This window comes from Sphingobium salicis subsp. salicis (genome assembly GCF_049472635.1).
Taxonomy (GTDB): Bacteria; Pseudomonadota; Alphaproteobacteria; order Sphingomonadales; family Sphingomonadaceae; genus Sphingobium; species Sphingobium yanoikuyae_A.
Genome location: NZ_JAYRCS010000001.1, coordinates 2,837,640 through 2,853,873 on the forward strand (window position 1 = coordinate 2,837,640; position 16,234 = coordinate 2,853,873).

Here is a 16,234-nt window from a genome sequence, read left to right on the forward strand (position 1 = left end):
TTTGGGTCAATTGACGATGATGCAGCTTTCGCCCGCGACCTTCAGCTTGCCGCAAACGGTGCCCGCCTGCCCGCCGGCGCTGGCGCGCAGACGATAGACGGTGCTGCCGCCCACTTCGGCCGGCTCGACCGACATGGCGAGCGGCGCCAGATAGGCAAAGCGCTTCGACAGGCGGCCCCAGGCATCCTTGGCGCCCGACGCACTGCCATAGGCGCCCAGCTGGATGACGCCGCTGCCAGCCGCCTTGGGCGCGGCTGCCTTGGGCGCGGCCCTGGTCTCGTCCTCGACCTTGGCGGTGACGCTCTGCGCCGGCTTGGCCGGAACAGCGGGCTTGGTGCCTGCGGGGGCAGCGCCGGTCGGGGTGATCGGCGCCTCGGGCACGCGGCTCGGATCGATCTGGCCATCGCGGGCCACGCCCTCGCTCGCGGCGAAGCTGGCATCGCCCTCGCCCTGGAACTTCTTGGCGTCCGCTTCCTTGGCCGCGATCTTGTAGTCGCCCTGCGGCGCGGCGATCAGCTGCCCCTCGCCCGCGCCGCCGTCGTTGCGGTTCTGCAGCCACCACATGCCCGCGACCACAGCGCCGATCAGCACCAGCCCCAGGATGATGAGGCCCAGCAGGCGCAGCGGCGAAATCCGCTCCTCATCCGCCTCGTCGAGCGCAGGCTCCAGCCAGGGCAGCCGGTCCTCGTCATCGAGGTCAAGTCGCCCACGTGCATAGTCACCCATTATCGAAACTCCGCTCGGCTCACTGCATTTCGGTCAGCGCGACCACGCCCATCAGGGCAAGGCCGTTGCGGATGATCTGCCCGATTCCGCGGCTCAAGAAAAGCCGGGCCGAGGTGAGCGCCGGATCGTCCGCCAGCACCACGCGCGCGCGCGGATCATCATTGCCCATATTCCACCAGCCATGGAATGCCGAAGCCAAGTCATTGAGATAGAAGGCAATACGATGCGGTTCGCGAGCCTGCGCCGATCCTTCGACGACGCGCGGGAACTGCGCTGCCAGCTTCACCAGGCTCAGCTCCGCCGTCCCAAGCAGGGACAGGTCAGGCGCGGGAAGGTCGATCCCGGCCTCCTCTGCACGGCGGCCGAGCGAGGAAATGCGGGCATGGGCATATTGCACATAGAAGACCGGATTGTCCTTCGAAGCTTCCACCACCTTGGCGAAATCGAAGTCCATCTGGGCATCGGCCTTACGCGTCAGCATGGTGAAGCGGACGACATCCTTGCCCACTTCGCGCACGACATCGGCCAGCGTCACGAAATTGCCGGCGCGCTTGGACATCTTCACCGGTTCGCCATCGCGCAGCAGGCGGACCATCTGGATGAGCTTCACGTCGAACCGCGCCTTGCCCTCGGTCAGGGCGGCGACGGCGGCCTGGATGCGCTTCACCGTGCCGGCATGGTCCGCGCCCCAGATGTCGATCAGCTGATCGGCGGTCTGCGCCTTCTGGAAATGATAGGCCATGTCGGCGCCGAAATAGGTCCAGCTGCCATTCGACTTCTTGATCGGCCGATCCTGGTCGTCGCCGAACTTGGTCGAACGGAACAGCGGCAATTCCACCGGCTCCCAATCGTCGGGCAGTTCGCCCTTGGGCGCTTCCAGCACGCCGTCATAGACCAGGTCATGGGCGCGCAGCCAGGCCTCGGCCTCGGCCGGCTTGCCTGCCGCCTGCAGTTCGGCCTCCGATGAGAAAATGTCATGATGGATGCCCAGCAGCGCGAGATCGCTGCGGATCATGTCCATCATCTTTGCCACGGCAAAGGTGCGGAACAGGACCAGCCAGTCGCCTTCCGGCGCGCCAACGAACTTGTCGCCATATTCGGCGGCCAGCGCCTGACCCACCGGCACCAGATAATCGCCCGGATAAAGCCCTTCGGGGATCGCGCCGACATCCTCGCCCAGCGCTTCGCGGTAGCGGACATGCGCGGAACGGGCGAGCACGTCGACCTGGCCGCCGGCATCATTGATATAATATTCGCGGATCACCTTGTGCCCGGCATATTCCAGCAGGGTGGCGAGCGCGTCGCCCACCACGGCGCCGCGGCAATGGCCCATATGCATGGGACCGGTGGGATTGGCCGAGACATATTCGACGTTCACGGTCGTGCCCGCGCCGAAATCGGACCGGCCATAGTCGGCGGCCTCGGCATGGATCGCCGCGAGTTCCGCCCGCCAGGTCGGGTCGGTCAGGGTCAGGTTGATGAAGCCGGGGCCGGCGATGCTGGCTGCCTCCACCTCGTCCAGCGCCTGCAGCTTGGTCACGATCGCGTCGGCCAGCGCGCGCGGATTGGTGCCGGCGGGCTTGGCCAGCACCATCGCGGCATTGGTGGCCAGGTCGCCATGGCTGGGATCGCGCGGCGGCTCCACCGTCACCGGCTTGCGGTTGAGCCCGGCGGGCAGCGTGCCTTCGGCCTCCAGCGCGTCGAGCACGGCATCGAGATGGGCGGTGAAACGGGTGTAAAGGGACACGGGCATTTCCTTCAACTCCGTTCGCCCTGAGCGAAGTCGAAGGGCCAGGCTGAACGGAGTGAAGCACTTCGCTTCGCTCAGTGGCGGGCTTCGACTTCGCTCAGCCCGAACGGAAACAAATCAACGGGCTTAACGGGTCGCGTTATATTTGAGCTGATCCTGGGTCAGGTTGAAACCCACGAGCAGCTCGAAGCTGGTTCGCTGCAGCGCCGCCTTGACGTCCGGCTGGGCGAAGGGGTCGATCGCGGCATCCGCGTCGCCTGCCTTGCGCTTCTGCGTGATCTTCTGCTGAATCTCGGGCGGCAGCGTCGCCGACGCCTTGTCGACATAGGAGCCGGCCGTCGCGGTCGCGGTCGCGCGATATTCGCCCGGCGCGAAGTTCAGCGTCACCTGGCCGATCCGCTTGGCGACGACGGCGCTGCCGCCGCGCACGATCGCCGAGAAATAGGGCAAGGTCACCTGGCGCGCGGCGCTGGCGTCGTTGCGACGCGCATTCACCACGAAGGTCGCCTGGGTATAAAGCTGAGCACCATCGGAACAGGTCGAGCGCAGATCGGTGATGTTCGCCACCACGTCGATCGCGGAAGCATCGCGGCTCTGGGCCGGATTGAACAGGGTAACGTCACCGGTATAGGCCGGGATTGCAGCCACCGGGCAAGCCGAACGCACCGTGACGATACCGCCCGTCGGGTCGATTTCCCCCCGGCGAGAACAGCCGGCAAGGGCAAGGGCGAGCATTCCGGTCAACGCAATTCGGGACAATGTCACAGGCAGCAATTCCTCAGCATGCCCCTTGGACAGAGGCGTCCGGCTTCCTTATCCATCCCCCGCCGCCCACGCAACACAAAGCGCGGTGATTTGCGTTGGCCCTTCCTTCGGGCGCGACATTGCCCTAAGCCGCGCCCATGACGCAGAGCCCCGCCCCTCGCCCGCCGATGACCCTGTTGATCGCTGCCCCGCGCGGCTTCTGTGCCGGTGTCGACCGCGCCATCATCATCGTCGAGCGCGCGATCGAGAAATATGGCGCGCCGGTCTATGTCCGCCATGAAATCGTCCACAACAAGTTCGTGGTCGACAGCCTGAAGGCCAAGGGCGCGATCTTCGTCGAGGAACTGGACCAGGTGCCCGACGGCGTGCCGGTCGTCTTTTCCGCCCATGGCGTGCCCAAGGCGGTGCCGGCCAAGGCGGAGGAGCGCGGCCTCGACTATCTCGACGCCACCTGCCCGCTGGTCAGCAAGGTGCATCGCCAGGCCGAACGCATGGTGACCGCCGGCCGCCACATCCTGTTCATCGGCCACAAGGGCCATCCGGAGGTGATCGGCACCTTCGGCCAGGTGCCCGAGGGGACGATGACGCTGATCGAAACGGTCGAGGATGCCGAGGCGCTGGCCCCCAGCGACGCCGACAATCTGGCTTTCCTGACCCAGACGACCCTGTCGGTCGACGACACCGCCGCGATCGTCGCCACACTGGAGCGCCGCTTCCCCTCGATCATCGCACCCAAGGGCGAGGATATCTGCTACGCGACGTCCAACCGCCAGACGGCGGTAAAGGCGATCGCCGCCCGCTGCGACGCCGTCTATGTGATCGGCGCGCCCAATAGCTCCAACTCGCTGCGCCTGGTCGAGGTCGCCGAGCGCGAGGGCACCCCCGCCCGCCTGATCCAGCGCGCCGAGGAGATCGACTTCGCCTGGCTGGAGGGCGTGACGACACTCGGCCTCACCGCCGGCGCCTCCGCGCCCGAAATATTGGTGCGCGAAGTCGTCGACCGGATCGCCGAGCGCTTTGCCGTGACCGAGGAACAGGTGGAAACCGCGCAGGAGAATATCTCCTTCAAGCTGCCGCGCGGACTGGAGGTCGCATAACCCCCATGGCCGTTTATACGCACGTTCCCGCCGAAGAGATTGACGCCTTCCTCACCCGCTATGATGCCGGTCGGCTGGTGTCCGCCAAGGGCATCGCCGAAGGGGTGGAAAACAGCAACTACCTGCTCGAAACCACAGGCCATGACGGAAGCGGCCACCGCTATATCCTGACCCTCTATGAAAAGCGGGTAGATGAAGCGGACCTGCCCTTCTTCATGGACCTGCTCGACCATCTGGGCGCGCGCGGCTGCCTGGTGCCGCGCTTCATCGCCGATACCGATGGCAAGCGGCTGCAACAGCTGGGCGGGCGCCCGGCCTGCCTGATCGAGTTTCTGACCGGCATTTCCGTGACCGAACCGACCCCGGCCCAGGCACGCGCCTGCGGCGTGGCGCTGGGTGAACTGCACAAGGCAGCGCAGGGTTTTGCCGGCGAGCGCCGCAATGCACTCGACAAGGATGGCTGGCATGCGCTGGCCGCCAAATGCGGCGATGATTTCGACCAGATCGCACCGGGCCTTGGCGCCCGCGTGGCGGAGGAACTGGCCTTTCTCGACGCCCACTGGCCCGCCGATCTGCCGCGTTCGGTGATCCATGCCGACCTGTTCCCGGACAATGTCCTGATGCTGGGCGATGAAGTCACCGGCCTCATCGACTTCTATTTCAGCTGCACCGACATTCGCGCCTATGACCTGGCCGTCACCCACAGCGCCTGGTGTTTCAGCAATGACGGCGCCACCTGGTTTGGCGACCGCGCTGCCGCGATCGGCGCAGGCTATGCCGCTGCCCATGGCCTGACCGATGCGGAACGGGCCGCCTTCCCGATCCTGTGCCGCGGCGCGGCGCTGCGCTTCCTGCTGACCCGCGCCTATGACTGGATCAACACGCCCGCCGATGCACTGGTGACCCGCAAGGATCCACTCGCCTATCTGCGCCGCATGGATTTCTACGCCAAGGCCGATCCGGCGGAGCTGCTCGGCGCATGAGCGACCTGCCGCAAGTCCAGATTTTCACCGACGGCGCGTGCAAGGGCAATCCTGGCCCTGGCGGCTGGGGCGCCGTGCTGCGTTTTGGCGACCAGGAGAAGGAAATCTCCGGCGGCGAGGCGATGACCACCAATAACCGCATGGAGATGATGGCCGCGGTCGAGGCGCTCAACACGCTCAAGAAGCCGTGCCAGGTGACGCTCTACACCGACAGCAAATATGTCATGGACGGCATCACCAAATGGATCTTCGGCTGGCAGAAGCGCGGCTGGAAGACGGCCGACAACAAGCCGGTCAAGAATGTCGAGATCTGGCAGGAACTGGTGAAGGCCGCCGCCCGGCACAAGCTGACATGGCAATGGGTCAAGGGCCATGCCGGCCACCCGGAAAATGAGCGGGCCGACGCGCTGGCCTGCGCCGCGGCGGAAAGCTTCCGCAAATAGGGACGGACGGGGAGGTTACCCTCCCCGCACCGCGCAGCTTATTCGGCTTCTTCGATCGGCGCGCCGGGGCCGTTCTTCAGGATCGACTCGATCGCATTCTTCGCGCTCGCCTTGGAGCTGTAGCCCTCGGTCCAGAAGATGATCTCGGCATTATATTTGAACTTGGCCACGAACTCGCCGGCCTTGTTCTTCTCGATCACGAACTTGTGCGCCATCATGCTCTCCTGCTGGTTGCGCTATCGAAACCGTTGGGGAGCATAAGCAGCGATATCGAGGCTGGCAATCGCCCGTGGCATGGGCGCGCCGGTCAACATGCTGGCACCCAGCAGCGCGGCCGCCGGGGCGGTCTGGATGCCGAAACCGCCCTGCCCGGCGAACCAGAAGAAACCCTCGACCGCCGGCTCGAAGCCATAGACCGGCACGCGGTCCGGCGCGAAGCTGCGCAGGCCGGCCCATTTGCGTTCGACCGCCGCGATCCGCCAGTCGACCGCCGCCTGGAACCGGTCGATGGCCTGCGCGATCGCCAGTTCCTCGGGCGCAGCGTCGCAGGGGGGCGAGGCGACCTCGTCATGCGGCGTCAGCCAGATCCGCCCCTGCCCCTCCGGCTTGAAATAGAAGCCGCCCTGCATGTCCATCACCAGCGGCATCTCGTCGGCCGGCATATCCTCCAGCCGCAGCTGCACCACCGTCCGGCGATAGGGCGTGATGCCGACCGGCGCGACACCGCAGGCCGTGGCGACATCATCCGCCCAAGCCCCGGCGGCATTGACCAGCAGGCCGCATTCGATCGGCCCGTCACGGGTCTCGATCCGCCAGCCATCGCCCTGTCGTTCGGCGCGCTCCAGCCTTGCCCCCAGCCGCATTTCGCCGCCCAGCCTGCGGAACCGGCGCAGATAGGCCTGATGCAGCGCCCCGACATCGATGTCGCGGCAACTCGGTTCCAGCACGCCCAGCATCCATTCGGGCCGCAACCCCGGCACCAGGCTCGCCGGCGCCACCGGCTGCAATTCGACCGCCCCGGCAAAATCGGCCAGCAGCGCGTCGCGCAGCCCCTCATCCCCGGCCCGGCCGATATGCAGCGTGCGGCGCGGCGACAAAAAGGAACCATCGAAGAAATCGGGATCGGGCGACTCCAGCAGCCCGCCCGAGGCCGTGGTCAGCGGCTGGACCACCGGCCCGCCATAGGTTTCTTCCCAGAAGGCGACCGATCGTCCGGTCGCATGATAGCCGGCGCTGTCCTCCATCTCCAGGATCAGCACCCGCGCCGTTTCCGCCAGCGCCGCGCCCAGGCTGGCGCCCGCGATCCCGCCACCGACAATCACGATATCGGGTCTGTTCAACGGGCAACCTCATCCAGGAAACGGTCGATCCGCCCCAGCGCATCGAGCCGCACCGGGTCGAGCTCGCGCAGGATTTCATGCGCGGCCTCGCGCCCATAGACATGCAGGCGGGCATCGGGCAAGCGCGCCACGATCCGCCGGATGGCCGGCGTCGATACCAGTTGGTCGCGACAGGCGGCCAGGACCAAGGTCGGCACCGCGATTCGCTCCGGCCCGTTTCCCGCCCCCAAGGCGCGAGTCGACTCGAGCGCGAGCCGCACCCAGTTCCAGCTCGGTGGCCCCAGCGCGATGTCCCGACTATGGTCCCGCCACCAAATTTCATCGGCATAGCGATCGGGGTCATGGGTCAGCCGCTTCTGTCGCATCTGGCGTTGCCGCTCGCTCTCTTCCTTCTGCGTCCAGGCCCGCTTTTCCCCCTGGCCGATCGCACACATGACATTGGCGATCGCCACCGCCAGCCAGCGCGGCAGCGGGGCGGTATGCAGCCCCAGCATCGGCGCCACCGCCACGGCCGCATCGGGCTCGGGCAGTCCCTCTGCCAGCGCCCGCAACAGCATATGCCCGCCCATGCTGTGGCCCAGCATGACTGTCGGGCCACGGCCCTCCGCGCGCCAATCATTTGAAAGCGCGCGCAAATCGCCAATCCACTGGGCGAAGTCGTCGATATGGCCGCACAGCGGATCATCGGTCAGCCGGCCCGACCCACCCTGCCCGCGCCAGTCGAAGCTGGTCACAGCCCAGCCGCGCTGCGCCCAGTGGTGTATCACCTCCAGATATTTCTCGATCATGTCGCCACGACCGTTGAGGATCAGCATCCGGCCACGGGTGCCAGCGCCCAGCTGATAGCGACGGATCGGCCAGCCGTCGGGGGCCTGCCAATAATCCAGCTGGCCACCCATTGGCCAGGCGCGACGGTCAAGGGCGGGCGACGGGAAGATCGGCGAATCCATGGGCCATGGTTACGGTTTGGTAAGCCATATGGTCTAGTGCCTGACCCTCATGTTGGGGGAATATTTCAGACTGGCGCTGATCGCCGCACTGGGCATTCTGCTGATCGCAGCCGCGATCACGGACCTGCGCGCGCGCATAATCTCCAACCGGCTGAACCTGGGCGTCGCCGCCCTGGCGCCACTATGGTGGATCGCCTGCGGCTTGCCGCTCTGGCCGGGCATGGCGGTGCAGTTGCTGGTCGGCCTGCTGGTTTTCGTCCTGTTCGCCGCGCTGTTCGCGTTCGGCATGATGGGCGGGGGCGATGTGAAGCTGCTCGGCGCGCTGGCGCTGTGGTTTCCGTGGCAGGCGGTGCTGACCCTGTTGACGCTGATGGCGATTCTGGGCGGGGCCGTGACGATCGTCACGGTGATCCACCATCGCCTCCGCCGGAAGCAGGGCCAACCCGAAATACCCTACGGCGTAGCCATATCGATCGCCGCCCTTTGGTTACTTGGCGAACGATATCTTAACCAATTTGCGTGATGATTGGGCCCCTGGGGGCAGGCCGCCCATTTGAGAAAGGCGAGTTTCGTCATGGATGCTAAGAAGATCGTGCTGCTGGTGGGGGCGCTAATCATAGCGGTCACTACAGCTTTGCTTGCGCGCAGCATGCTGAGTTCTTCATCTACGCCGCAGGTGAACGCGGCCGCAATGCCGAACGAGGCGGACCAGCCGCATGTTCTGGTGGCGACCAAGGCCCTGCCGGTGGGGACCATTTTGGACGCGGAAAGCTTCCGCTTCCAGCCCTGGCCCAAGGATCTGATCGAGGCCGCCTATTATCTCAAGGGACAGGCCGATCCGCTCAAGCTTGCAGGCAGCGTCGTGCGCAACGCGATCACCGCCGGCCAGCCGCTGACCCAGGGCGCCGTCATCCGTCCGGGTGACCGTGGCTTCCTGGCCGCGGCCCTCGGCCCCGGCATGCGCGCCGTCACCGTGCCGGTCTCGGCTCAGAATGCGGTTGCCGGCTTCGTCTTCCCTGGCGACCGCATCGACCTGGTGCTGACCCAGACGGTTTCCGGCGGCGGCGATGGCGCCCCGCTCAAGGTTTCGGAAACGATCCTGCGCAACCTGCGCGTGCTCGCCACCGACCAGCGGACCGACGCCATGGGTCCCGATGGCAAGCCCGTCGTCCAGACCTATTCCAACGTCACGGTCGAAGTGACGCCCAAGATCGCGGAAAAGCTCGCCGTGTCGCAGACCATCGGCTCGCTGTCGCTGTCGCTGCGCTCGATCGCCGACACCGCATCGGACCTTGACGCCGCCATTGCCGGTTCCGACGTCGATCTGCCCGATGGCAGCAATCCGGGTTCGGAAAAGTCGATCATTGCCAAGATCGCGGCCCGCCCGGTCGATCGCGGCTCCACCTATTCCACGGGCGCCGACGTGTCGCGCTACCAGCGCAGCAGCGTCCCGGCCAAGCCTGATGCGACCATGCCCGCGATGGCAGCTCCGGGTGGCGCACCGGTCGGCACGGCCGAATTCAAGGGGCCGACCGTCCGCATCGCCCGCGGCACCAATGTGACCGAAGTTCCGGTCGGGGGGAAGTAAGATGAACGCTTACCAGATGCTCGCGCGGCACAAGGCGGCCCGTCCGCTTGCCGCCCCGGCGATCGCGCTCGGCCTGGCGCTTGCCATGGTCGCCGCGCCGACCACCGCCCTCAACGCCGCCCCCGCAGCCGATCAGGACAATGCGATCCTGATGTCGGTCGGCGGCAGCAAGGTCGTCAATCTGCCGGCCAAGATGTCGGACGTCGTCATCGCCAATCCCGATGTCGTCGATGTCCATGTCCGCTCGAACAACCAGCTTTACCTGATCGCCAAGAAGCCAGGCGAAACCACCGTCTTCGTGACGGCCGGCAATGGCAAGGTGCTGTTTTCCGGCACGGTCCGCGTCGGCAACAACCTGACCACCATCGACGACATGCTGCGCCTAGCGATGCCGGGTGCCAATATCGCCGTCAACAAGATGAACGGCATGGTGCTGCTGACCGGCACGATCAAGGCGCCCGAGGACGCAGCCGAGGCCGAACGCCTGACCCAGGCCTTTGTCGGCAAGGAAACGACCGTCGTCAGCCGCCTGCTGATGGCGACCCCGCTTCAGGTCATGCTGCAGGTCAAGATCGCCGAAGTCAGCAAGGATGTCGGCCACAAGATCGGCACGAACTTCGCCAGCGCAGATCGCAGCGGCGGCAAGGTCGCGGGCAATATCGGCGGCGGCTCACGCGACTTCGCGAGCTATGACAGCGCCAACAACAGCTGGACCTTCAACAATCCGACCGATGGCTCCTACAGCCTCGGCGGCGTTGCCCGGCTGTTCGGCATGGACATTGCCGGCGCACTTGACCTTGCAGAAACCAGCGGTCTCGCGACGACTTTGGCCCAGCCGAACCTGACTGCCTTGTCGGGCGAAACCGCCAGCTTCCTGGCCGGCGGCGAATATCCCTACACGGTCAACAACGGCCCGTCGTCGGGCAACAGCATCCAGTTCAAGCAATATGGCGTGCAACTGGCCTTCACCCCGACGGTGCTGGCCGATGGCCGCATCTCGCTGCGCGTCCGCCCGACCGTGTCGAGCCTCGACTTCAGCGTGAACAGCTCCGTTCCCGCGCTCAAGAGCCGTACTGCCGAAACCACGGTGGAACTGGGCTCGGGTCAGGGTTTCATGATCGCGGGCCTGCTCAACAATGAAACCGGCAACACGATCAACAAGGTGCCGGGCCTGGGCAATGTCCCGATCCTGGGCAGCCTGTTCAAGTCGCGCAGCTTCCAGCGCAGCGAGACCGAACTGGTGATCGTCGTCACCCCCTATCTGGTGAAGCCAGTCAACGCGTCCGACATCCGCCTGCCGACCGATGGCTTCCGCAATGCCAATGTCGGGCAGGGCCTGTTCCTGGAGCAGATGCATGACGGCGTCAGCGGCGCCCAGCCCAATATGCCGACCCGTGCGCCCGGTTCGCCGGTGGCACCCGCACCCGGCCCACAGGCTTCGATCGCCGCGCCGGCACTTGCCGCCCGCGAAGACAGCCGGTCGTCCGGCAAGTCGGGCGGCGCGACCCCCGGCTTCAGCTTCTGACGGAAGGACGAAAGACATGACTTCCACGTCCCGCAAGACCCTCGTCCGCCTCGGCACCCTTGCCCTGCTGGCGCTGCCGCTCGCGGCCTGCTCGACCGACAGCCCCAATCGCGGTGTGGATTCGGTCCACCAGCCGGTGGTCAGCTATACCAGCTACACCTTCGACGTGCAGGCCGGCGGCGCGCGCCTTGCCCCCGCCGAAGCCGCGCACCTCGATGACTGGTTTGCCACGATCAAGCTTGGCTATGGTGATCGGGTCGCGATCGTCACCGATGCCGGCTATTACAGCCCCGACCTCGGCGAGGATATCGCCAATGTCGTCGCACGCCATGGCATGCTGCTGGGTCAGGACAGTTCGGCCGCCGCCGGCTCCGCGCCGGAAGGCAGTGTCCGGCTGGTCGTGCGCCGCACCACCGCATCGGTTCCCGGCTGCCCCGACTGGTCGAACAAGGCCGAGTCGCCGATGAGCCTGGGCGCTTCTTCCAATTTCGGCTGCGCCATGAACAGCAATCTGGCGGCGATGGTCGCCGATCCCGAAGATCTGGTCCGTGGCCAGAGCAGCGACAGCGAATTGCGCACAGCCACCTCGAACCGCGCCATTTCCACCTATCGCGACAAGGCACCGACCGGCGCTGGCGAGCTCAAGCAACTCTCGAACGGAGGCCAGTAAGATGAACGCACCCTGGAAACATGGTTCCGTGGGCCAGCGCGACCCCTTCCACGCCTTCGTCTGCGACGATCACAGCTTCGACCTGCTGCGTGCGGTCGCGTCCGAAATGGGCTGGGCGCCGGAAAAGGTGAACAAGGGCGGCATGCGCAACGCGGTGCAGAGCCTGTCGATCACCGCCAGCCCGCAAATCCTGTTTGTCGACATGTCGGAAAGCGGCCATCCGCTGAACGACATCAACAGCCTCGCCGAGGTCTGCGAACCCGGCACCGTCGTGATCGCGGCGGGCCAGGTCAATGACGTGCGCCTCTATCGTGATCTGGTCGCCAGCGGCATCCAGGATTATCTGCTCAAGCCTTTTGGTGCTGACCAGCTGCGCGATGCGCTGGCGCAGGCGCAGGCCGTCTTTCTCGCCCCGCGCGATGCAGGCCCGGAACGTCCGCACATGACCGTCGCGGTCATCGGCACGCGCGGCGGCGTCGGCGCCTCCAGCATGGCGACCTCGCTCGCCTGGTTGCTGAGCGAAAAGAAGAAGCGCCCGACCGCGCTGCTCGACCTCGACATCCATTTCGGCACCAATGCGCTGGCGATGGATCTGGAACCGGGCCGTGGCCTCACCGACGCGATCGAAAATCCCAGCCGCATCGACGGTCTGTTCATCGAACGCGCCATGGTCCGCGCCAGCGACATGCTGGCTATCCTGTCGGCCGAAGCGCCGATCAATCAGCCGATGATGACCGATGGCGGCGCCTTCTACCAGTTGCTGGAGGAATTCCGTCAGGCGTTCGAATGCAGCGTCATCGACCTGCCGCGCAACATGCTGATCCAGCACACCCACCTGATGACCGACGTGAACGTGGCCGTCGTGGTGACGGAACTCAGCCTGGCGGCGGCGCGGGACTCGATCCGCATCCTCTCCTGGCTACGGTCCAACGCGCCGCAGACCCGCGTTCTGGTGGTCGCCAATCGCGTTCATCCCGGCGCGCCGGAAATCAGCCGCAAGGATTTCGAACAGTCGATCGAACGCAAGGTCGATGTCATCGTACCTTTCGACCTGCGCATCGGCGCCCAGGCCGCCAAGCTCGGCAAGACGCTGGCGGAAACCGCCAAGGGCAGCAAGGTTGGCGCAGCCTGCACCGCGATGCTGGACGAAGTGATGGGCCTGGCCGGCGATGAAGCCGACAATGCGGGCGGCAAGTCCGCAGCCAAGAAGGGCGATTCCCTGCTCGGCAAGATCGGCGACTTCAAGAACATGATCCCGTCGCGCCGCAAGGACAAGGCGACGGCACTGGAAGGCTGACGCGCGGGCCGCTCCAGGGCGGCCGCGCACAGCCATATTCACGCACGGGGAACGGGCGAGCAATGGACGGCAATTTCCTTCTGATCTTGGTGCTGATCGCGACCATGCTTGGCCTGGTCGTGGTCGCCTTTGCCGGCCCCTCGCCCGACAAGGCGCAGAAACGCCGGGTTGCGCTGATCCGTGGCCGCCACAGCGACTCCACCGAGGCGATGATGGAAGCGCGCATGCGCAAGGCCATCTCCAACCGGGCAACCGGCACCGAAGCCAAGATGCTGGTGTCGCTGGTGCCCAATCCGGAGAATCTGGCCAAGCGCATCCGCATGACCGGCAAGAAATGGACGCTCAGCCAATATATGACGGCCTGCGCGGTGGTCTTCCTGCTGACCACCCTGTTCCTGCTGATGCGCGGCTTTCCCTTCCTGCTCGCCCTTATGGTCGGGCTGGCCGCTGGGCTCGGCCTGCCGCATCTCTGGATCGGCCGGCTGATCAAGAAGCGCATCAACCAGTTCACGACGAAATTTCCCGACGCGCTCGAACTGCTGACGCGCGGCCTGCGCTCGGGCCTGCCGGTCGGCGAGACGCTGGGCATCGTGTCGAGCGAAATCCCCGGCCCGGTCGGCGAGGAATTCAAGCTGATCACCGAACGGATCAAGATCGGCAAGAGCATGGACCAGGCGCTGCAGGAAACCGCCGATCGCCTGGGCACGCCGGAATTCCAATTCTTCGTCATCACCCTGGCGATCCAGCGCGAAACCGGCGGCAACCTCGCCGAAACGCTGCAGAACCTCGCCACCGTGCTGCGCCAGCGCGCCCAGATGAAGCTCAAGATCCGCGCCATGTCGTCGGAATCCAAGGCGTCGGCCTATATCATCGGCGTCCTGCCTTTCCTGGTGTTCGGCATGATCTGCTACATCAACTTCAACTATATGAGCCCCTTCTTCACCCCCGATCCGGCGGGGATTTTCGGGCTCTCGACCATGCAGGTCGTCGGCATTGGCGGCTTCTGCTGGATGGGCATCGGCGCCTTCATCATGGCCCAGATGATCAACTTCGAGATTTGACGGGGAACGGATAGAGATATGGACGCCCCTACCCCCACCGGCACCCTGTTCGGCATGACCGCGACCGATTTCGGGACGCTGCTTGCCGCGCTGGCCACGCTCGCCACCCTCTACGCGCTCTACGCCGTGATGACCGTGCGCGATCCGATGGCCAAGCGGGTCAAGGCGCTCAACGAACGCCGTGAGCAGCTCAAGGCCGGCATCACCGCCTCGACCGCCAAGCGCCGCGCCAAGCTGGTCAACAAGAACCAGACGACCGACCAGATGCGGTCCTTCCTGACCAGCCTCAAGGTGCTGCAGGACGACCAGCTCAAGGATGCACAGATCCGCCTGGCCCAGGCCGGCATCCGCTCCAAGGACTGGGCCGTCGCCGTCATCTTCGGCCGCATGATCATGCCGATCCTGATCGGCGGCACCGCCGCGATCCTGCTCTATGCCGTGGGCATCTATCCCGAATGGGGCGGCGCCAAGCGCTTCATGGCGTTCGCCGGCGCACTGCTGCTCGCCTACAAGGCCCCCGACATCTTCATCGACAACAAGATTGCCAAGCGCTCCGCCGCGATCCGCAAGGGCCTGCCCGACGCGCTCGACCTGCTGGTCATCTGCGCCGAGGCCGGCCTGACCGTCGACGCCGCCTTCAGCCGCGTCGCCCGCGAACTGGGCCGCGCCTATCCCGAACTGGGCGACGAGTTCCAGTTGACGGCGATCGAACTCAGCTTCCTCACCGAACGGCGCATGGCGTTTGAAAACCTCGCCACGCGCGTGAAGCTCGACGCGGTCAAGGGCGTGGTCACGACCATGATCCAGACCGAAAAATATGGCACGCCGCTTGCCTCCGCGCTCCGTGTGCTGTCGGCCGAGTTCCGCCATGAACGCATGATGCGCGCGGAAGAAAAGGCCGCCCGCCTGCCCGCCATCATGACCGTGCCGCTGATTCTCTTCATCCTGCCGACCCTGTTCGTCGTCATTCTGGGTCCGGCTGCCTGCTCGATCAGCACGGCTTTCTAAAAAAATTCAGGGCAAGGAGGGGCCGCTGCCGTAGCGTCCCCTCTTTCCGTTTCCGTAAACTGCAAGCGAAGCGCTGGCGCGCCGCATTTTCCTCCCTTATTCTTACCCTCAACCCAAAAGGAGAGGATCGCATCATGACCATCAAGACCGGCGCTCGCGTCGCCATCGCCGCTCTGGCCGCCTTCACCACCGCCCTGCCCGCTTATGCGGCCCAGCCCATCACCGGCCGCTGGTCGACCGTCGATGGCAAGGCGATCGTCCAGATCGCGCCGTGCGGAAAGAGCATCTGCGGCAAGATCGAGAAGATCGTGAAGCCGACGCCAGGCCGCCCCCAGACCGACATCAAGAACCCCGATCCGGCGCTGCGTTCCAAGCCGCTGGTCGGCCTTGCCCTGCTGTCGGGCTTCAGCGATGCGGGCGACATCTGGAAGGGCACGATCTACGACCCGGAAAGCGGCAAGAGCTATACGTCCAAGGTCAGCCGCAATGGCGACGGCACGCTCAAGGTGCAGGGCTGCATCGCCTTTTTCTGCAAGACCCAGACCTGGACGCCGCTGCGCTGATCACGCGCACAGCCTGGAAAACCAAAGGGGCGCCATTGGCGCCCCTTTTTCTGTCGATACAGTCCCGTTCAGTCCCCGGCATGCTCCATCGGCGTGAAGCGCTGCGACCAGAGCGCGCCATAGATCGCCATCCACTGCACCACCGGCCCCAGTCCCTTGGTCCGCGCCGCAAACCAGGTTTCGCGTCCCGTCCGCCGGGCCGTCACCAGTCCGGCGCGCTTGAGCTTGCCCATATGGCGCGACACCATCGGTTGCGACACGCCGGCCACTGCGGTCAGCGCGACGACATTCTGCTCCCCTTCGCGCACCAGATATTCCAGCAGGGCACGTCGCGTGCCGTCGGACAGCGCCTTGAAGAGTGAATCGCTGTTCGCTCCAAGATCGCCTCTGAATTTCACTTCCGTCATGCAATTTTCATAACCATCTGGTTATGAGCTGGTCAAGCGAAGGATGATTTTCGACGCGGCC

General features: G+C 65.5%; 18 protein-coding genes. 11 read left to right on the forward strand and 7 right to left on the reverse strand.

The genetic code is table 11. From position 1 onward, the window contains the following. Positions 1 to 6: 6 nt before the first annotated feature. The 3 genes from VHN57_RS13820 to VHN57_RS13830 all read right to left on the reverse strand — a co-directional run bounded on the left by VHN57_RS13820 (position 7) and on the right by VHN57_RS13830 (position 3,211). Entirely contained in the window at positions 7 to 726 is a 720-nt protein-coding gene (locus VHN57_RS13820) for an SPOR domain-containing protein (protein ID WP_048938790.1), read from the reverse strand. 19 nt (positions 727 to 745) lie between these two features. Continuing rightward, complete coding sequence (gene argS, locus VHN57_RS13825) at positions 746 to 2,473, reverse strand: arginine--tRNA ligase (protein ID WP_278984995.1); 1,728 nt, start codon at positions 2,471 to 2,473, stop codon at positions 746 to 748. A 129-nt stretch (positions 2,474 to 2,602) separates the two neighbouring features. After that, positions 2,603 to 3,211: a hypothetical protein gene (locus VHN57_RS13830; RefSeq protein WP_010336260.1), complete on the reverse strand. Its 609-nt coding sequence runs from the start codon at positions 3,209 to 3,211 to the stop codon at positions 2,603 to 2,605. Between the two features lie 167 nt (positions 3,212 to 3,378). On the opposite strand from VHN57_RS13830, the gene ispH reads away from it, so the two are divergent. Genes ispH through rnhA form a run of 3 tightly spaced genes read left to right on the forward strand, consistent with a single transcriptional unit; the run spans position 3,379 to position 5,764 of the window. Beyond that, positions 3,379 to 4,338 (forward strand): 4-hydroxy-3-methylbut-2-enyl diphosphate reductase, encoded by a 960-nt coding sequence (gene ispH, locus VHN57_RS13835; protein WP_278984998.1) that lies wholly within the window; start codon positions 3,379 to 3,381, stop codon positions 4,336 to 4,338. 5 nt (positions 4,339 to 4,343) lie between these two features. Then, positions 4,344 to 5,321: a homoserine kinase gene (thrB, locus tag VHN57_RS13840; protein ID WP_278985000.1), complete on the forward strand. Its 978-nt coding sequence runs from the start codon at positions 4,344 to 4,346 to the stop codon at positions 5,319 to 5,321. Continuing rightward, the gene (gene rnhA / locus VHN57_RS13845; RefSeq protein WP_004207986.1) at positions 5,318 to 5,764 is read left to right on the forward strand and encodes a ribonuclease HI; all 447 of its coding nucleotides are present in this window, start codon (positions 5,318 to 5,320) and stop codon (positions 5,762 to 5,764) included. The genes thrB and rnhA overlap by 4 nt, the downstream gene beginning before the upstream one ends. A 38-nt stretch (positions 5,765 to 5,802) precedes the next feature. Here rnhA and VHN57_RS13850 read toward each other — a convergent pair whose 3' ends face one another. From VHN57_RS13850 to VHN57_RS13860, 3 genes are read right to left on the reverse strand one after another with little or no spacing between them, the layout of a single operon-like run. Next, complete coding sequence (locus VHN57_RS13850; RefSeq protein ID WP_004207987.1) at positions 5,803 to 5,979, reverse strand: YegP family protein; 177 nt, start codon at positions 5,977 to 5,979, stop codon at positions 5,803 to 5,805. Positions 5,980 to 6,000: 21 nt separating this feature from the next. Then, complete coding sequence (locus tag VHN57_RS13855) at positions 6,001 to 7,104, reverse strand: NAD(P)/FAD-dependent oxidoreductase (protein ID WP_423284197.1); 1,104 nt, start codon at positions 7,102 to 7,104, stop codon at positions 6,001 to 6,003. Continuing rightward, positions 7,101 to 8,054 carry an alpha/beta fold hydrolase gene (locus VHN57_RS13860; protein ID WP_423284199.1) on the reverse strand — a complete coding sequence of 318 codons (954 nt, stop codon included), beginning with the start codon at positions 8,052 to 8,054 and terminating at the stop codon, positions 7,101 to 7,103. Before VHN57_RS13860 ends, VHN57_RS13855 begins: the two co-directional genes overlap by 4 nt. Before the next feature lie 49 nt (positions 8,055 to 8,103). On the opposite strand from VHN57_RS13860, the gene VHN57_RS13865 reads away from it, so the two are divergent. From VHN57_RS13865 to VHN57_RS13900, 8 genes are all read left to right on the forward strand, one after another. Beyond that, the gene (locus VHN57_RS13865; protein ID WP_010336255.1) at positions 8,104 to 8,577 is read left to right on the forward strand and encodes an A24 family peptidase; all 474 of its coding nucleotides are present in this window, start codon (positions 8,104 to 8,106) and stop codon (positions 8,575 to 8,577) included. A gap of 51 nt (positions 8,578 to 8,628) precedes the next feature. Continuing rightward, positions 8,629 to 9,642 carry a Flp pilus assembly protein CpaB gene (gene cpaB / locus VHN57_RS13870; protein ID WP_278988563.1) on the forward strand — a complete coding sequence of 338 codons (1,014 nt, stop codon included), beginning with the start codon at positions 8,629 to 8,631 and terminating at the stop codon, positions 9,640 to 9,642. A 1-nt stretch (position 9,643) separates the two neighbouring features. Further along, positions 9,644 to 11,167: a type II and III secretion system protein family protein gene (locus tag VHN57_RS13875; protein WP_423284201.1), complete on the forward strand. Its 1,524-nt coding sequence runs from the start codon at positions 9,644 to 9,646 to the stop codon at positions 11,165 to 11,167. A gap of 16 nt (positions 11,168 to 11,183) precedes the next feature. Beyond that, the gene (locus VHN57_RS13880; RefSeq protein WP_423284203.1) at positions 11,184 to 11,837 is read left to right on the forward strand and encodes a CpaD family pilus assembly protein; all 654 of its coding nucleotides are present in this window, start codon (positions 11,184 to 11,186) and stop codon (positions 11,835 to 11,837) included. Position 11,838: 1 nt separating this feature from the next. Further along, the gene (locus VHN57_RS13885) at positions 11,839 to 13,134 is read left to right on the forward strand and encodes a pilus assembly protein CpaE (RefSeq protein WP_423284205.1); all 1,296 of its coding nucleotides are present in this window, start codon (positions 11,839 to 11,841) and stop codon (positions 13,132 to 13,134) included. 62 nt (positions 13,135 to 13,196) lie between these two features. Then, a complete protein-coding gene (locus VHN57_RS13890; protein WP_287431636.1) occupies positions 13,197 to 14,195 on the forward strand; it encodes a type II secretion system F family protein in 999 nt (332 codons plus the stop codon). A gap of 18 nt (positions 14,196 to 14,213) precedes the next feature. Further along, positions 14,214 to 15,203: a type II secretion system F family protein gene (locus VHN57_RS13895; protein ID WP_037517249.1), complete on the forward strand. Its 990-nt coding sequence runs from the start codon at positions 14,214 to 14,216 to the stop codon at positions 15,201 to 15,203. Between the two features lie 134 nt (positions 15,204 to 15,337). After that, positions 15,338 to 15,766 (forward strand): DUF2147 domain-containing protein, encoded by a 429-nt coding sequence (locus tag VHN57_RS13900; RefSeq protein WP_037510295.1) that lies wholly within the window; start codon positions 15,338 to 15,340, stop codon positions 15,764 to 15,766. Between the two features lie 68 nt (positions 15,767 to 15,834). On the opposite strand, the gene VHN57_RS13905 is transcribed toward VHN57_RS13900, so the two are convergent. Further along, positions 15,835 to 16,173, reverse strand: coding sequence for an ArsR/SmtB family transcription factor (locus tag VHN57_RS13905; protein WP_004207998.1), 339 nt, complete (start codon positions 16,171 to 16,173; stop codon positions 15,835 to 15,837). Positions 16,174 to 16,234: the final 61 nt, after the last annotated feature.

Coding starts and splice junctions, on each gene's coding strand:
- VHN57_RS13830 (WP_010336260.1), bottom strand. CDS start 3,211: ATGCTCGCCCTTGCCCTTGCCGGCTGTTCTCGCCGGGGGGAAATCGAC.
- thrB (WP_278985000.1), top strand. CDS start 4,344: ATGGCCGTTTATACGCACGTTCCCGCCGAAGAGATTGACGCCTTCCTC.
- VHN57_RS13875 (WP_423284201.1), top strand. CDS start 9,644: ATGAACGCTTACCAGATGCTCGCGCGGCACAAGGCGGCCCGTCCGCTT.
- VHN57_RS13905 (WP_004207998.1), bottom strand. CDS start 16,173: ATGACGGAAGTGAAATTCAGAGGCGATCTTGGAGCGAACAGCGATTCA.
- VHN57_RS13885 (WP_423284205.1), top strand. CDS start 11,839: ATGAACGCACCCTGGAAACATGGTTCCGTGGGCCAGCGCGACCCCTTC.
- VHN57_RS13820 (WP_048938790.1), bottom strand. CDS start 726: ATGGGTGACTATGCACGTGGGCGACTTGACCTCGATGACGAGGACCGG.
- VHN57_RS13880 (WP_423284203.1), top strand. CDS start 11,184: ATGACTTCCACGTCCCGCAAGACCCTCGTCCGCCTCGGCACCCTTGCC.
- VHN57_RS13900 (WP_037510295.1), top strand. CDS start 15,338: ATGACCATCAAGACCGGCGCTCGCGTCGCCATCGCCGCTCTGGCCGCC.
- VHN57_RS13895 (WP_037517249.1), top strand. CDS start 14,214: ATGGACGCCCCTACCCCCACCGGCACCCTGTTCGGCATGACCGCGACC.
- VHN57_RS13890 (WP_287431636.1), top strand. CDS start 13,197: ATGGACGGCAATTTCCTTCTGATCTTGGTGCTGATCGCGACCATGCTT.
- VHN57_RS13850 (WP_004207987.1), bottom strand. CDS start 5,979: ATGGCGCACAAGTTCGTGATCGAGAAGAACAAGGCCGGCGAGTTCGTG.
- VHN57_RS13860 (WP_423284199.1), bottom strand. CDS start 8,054: ATGGATTCGCCGATCTTCCCGTCGCCCGCCCTTGACCGTCGCGCCTGG.
- rnhA (WP_004207986.1), top strand. CDS start 5,318: ATGAGCGACCTGCCGCAAGTCCAGATTTTCACCGACGGCGCGTGCAAG.
- cpaB (WP_278988563.1), top strand. CDS start 8,629: ATGGATGCTAAGAAGATCGTGCTGCTGGTGGGGGCGCTAATCATAGCG.
- VHN57_RS13865 (WP_010336255.1), top strand. CDS start 8,104: ATGTTGGGGGAATATTTCAGACTGGCGCTGATCGCCGCACTGGGCATT.
- ispH (WP_278984998.1), top strand. CDS start 3,379: ATGACGCAGAGCCCCGCCCCTCGCCCGCCGATGACCCTGTTGATCGCT.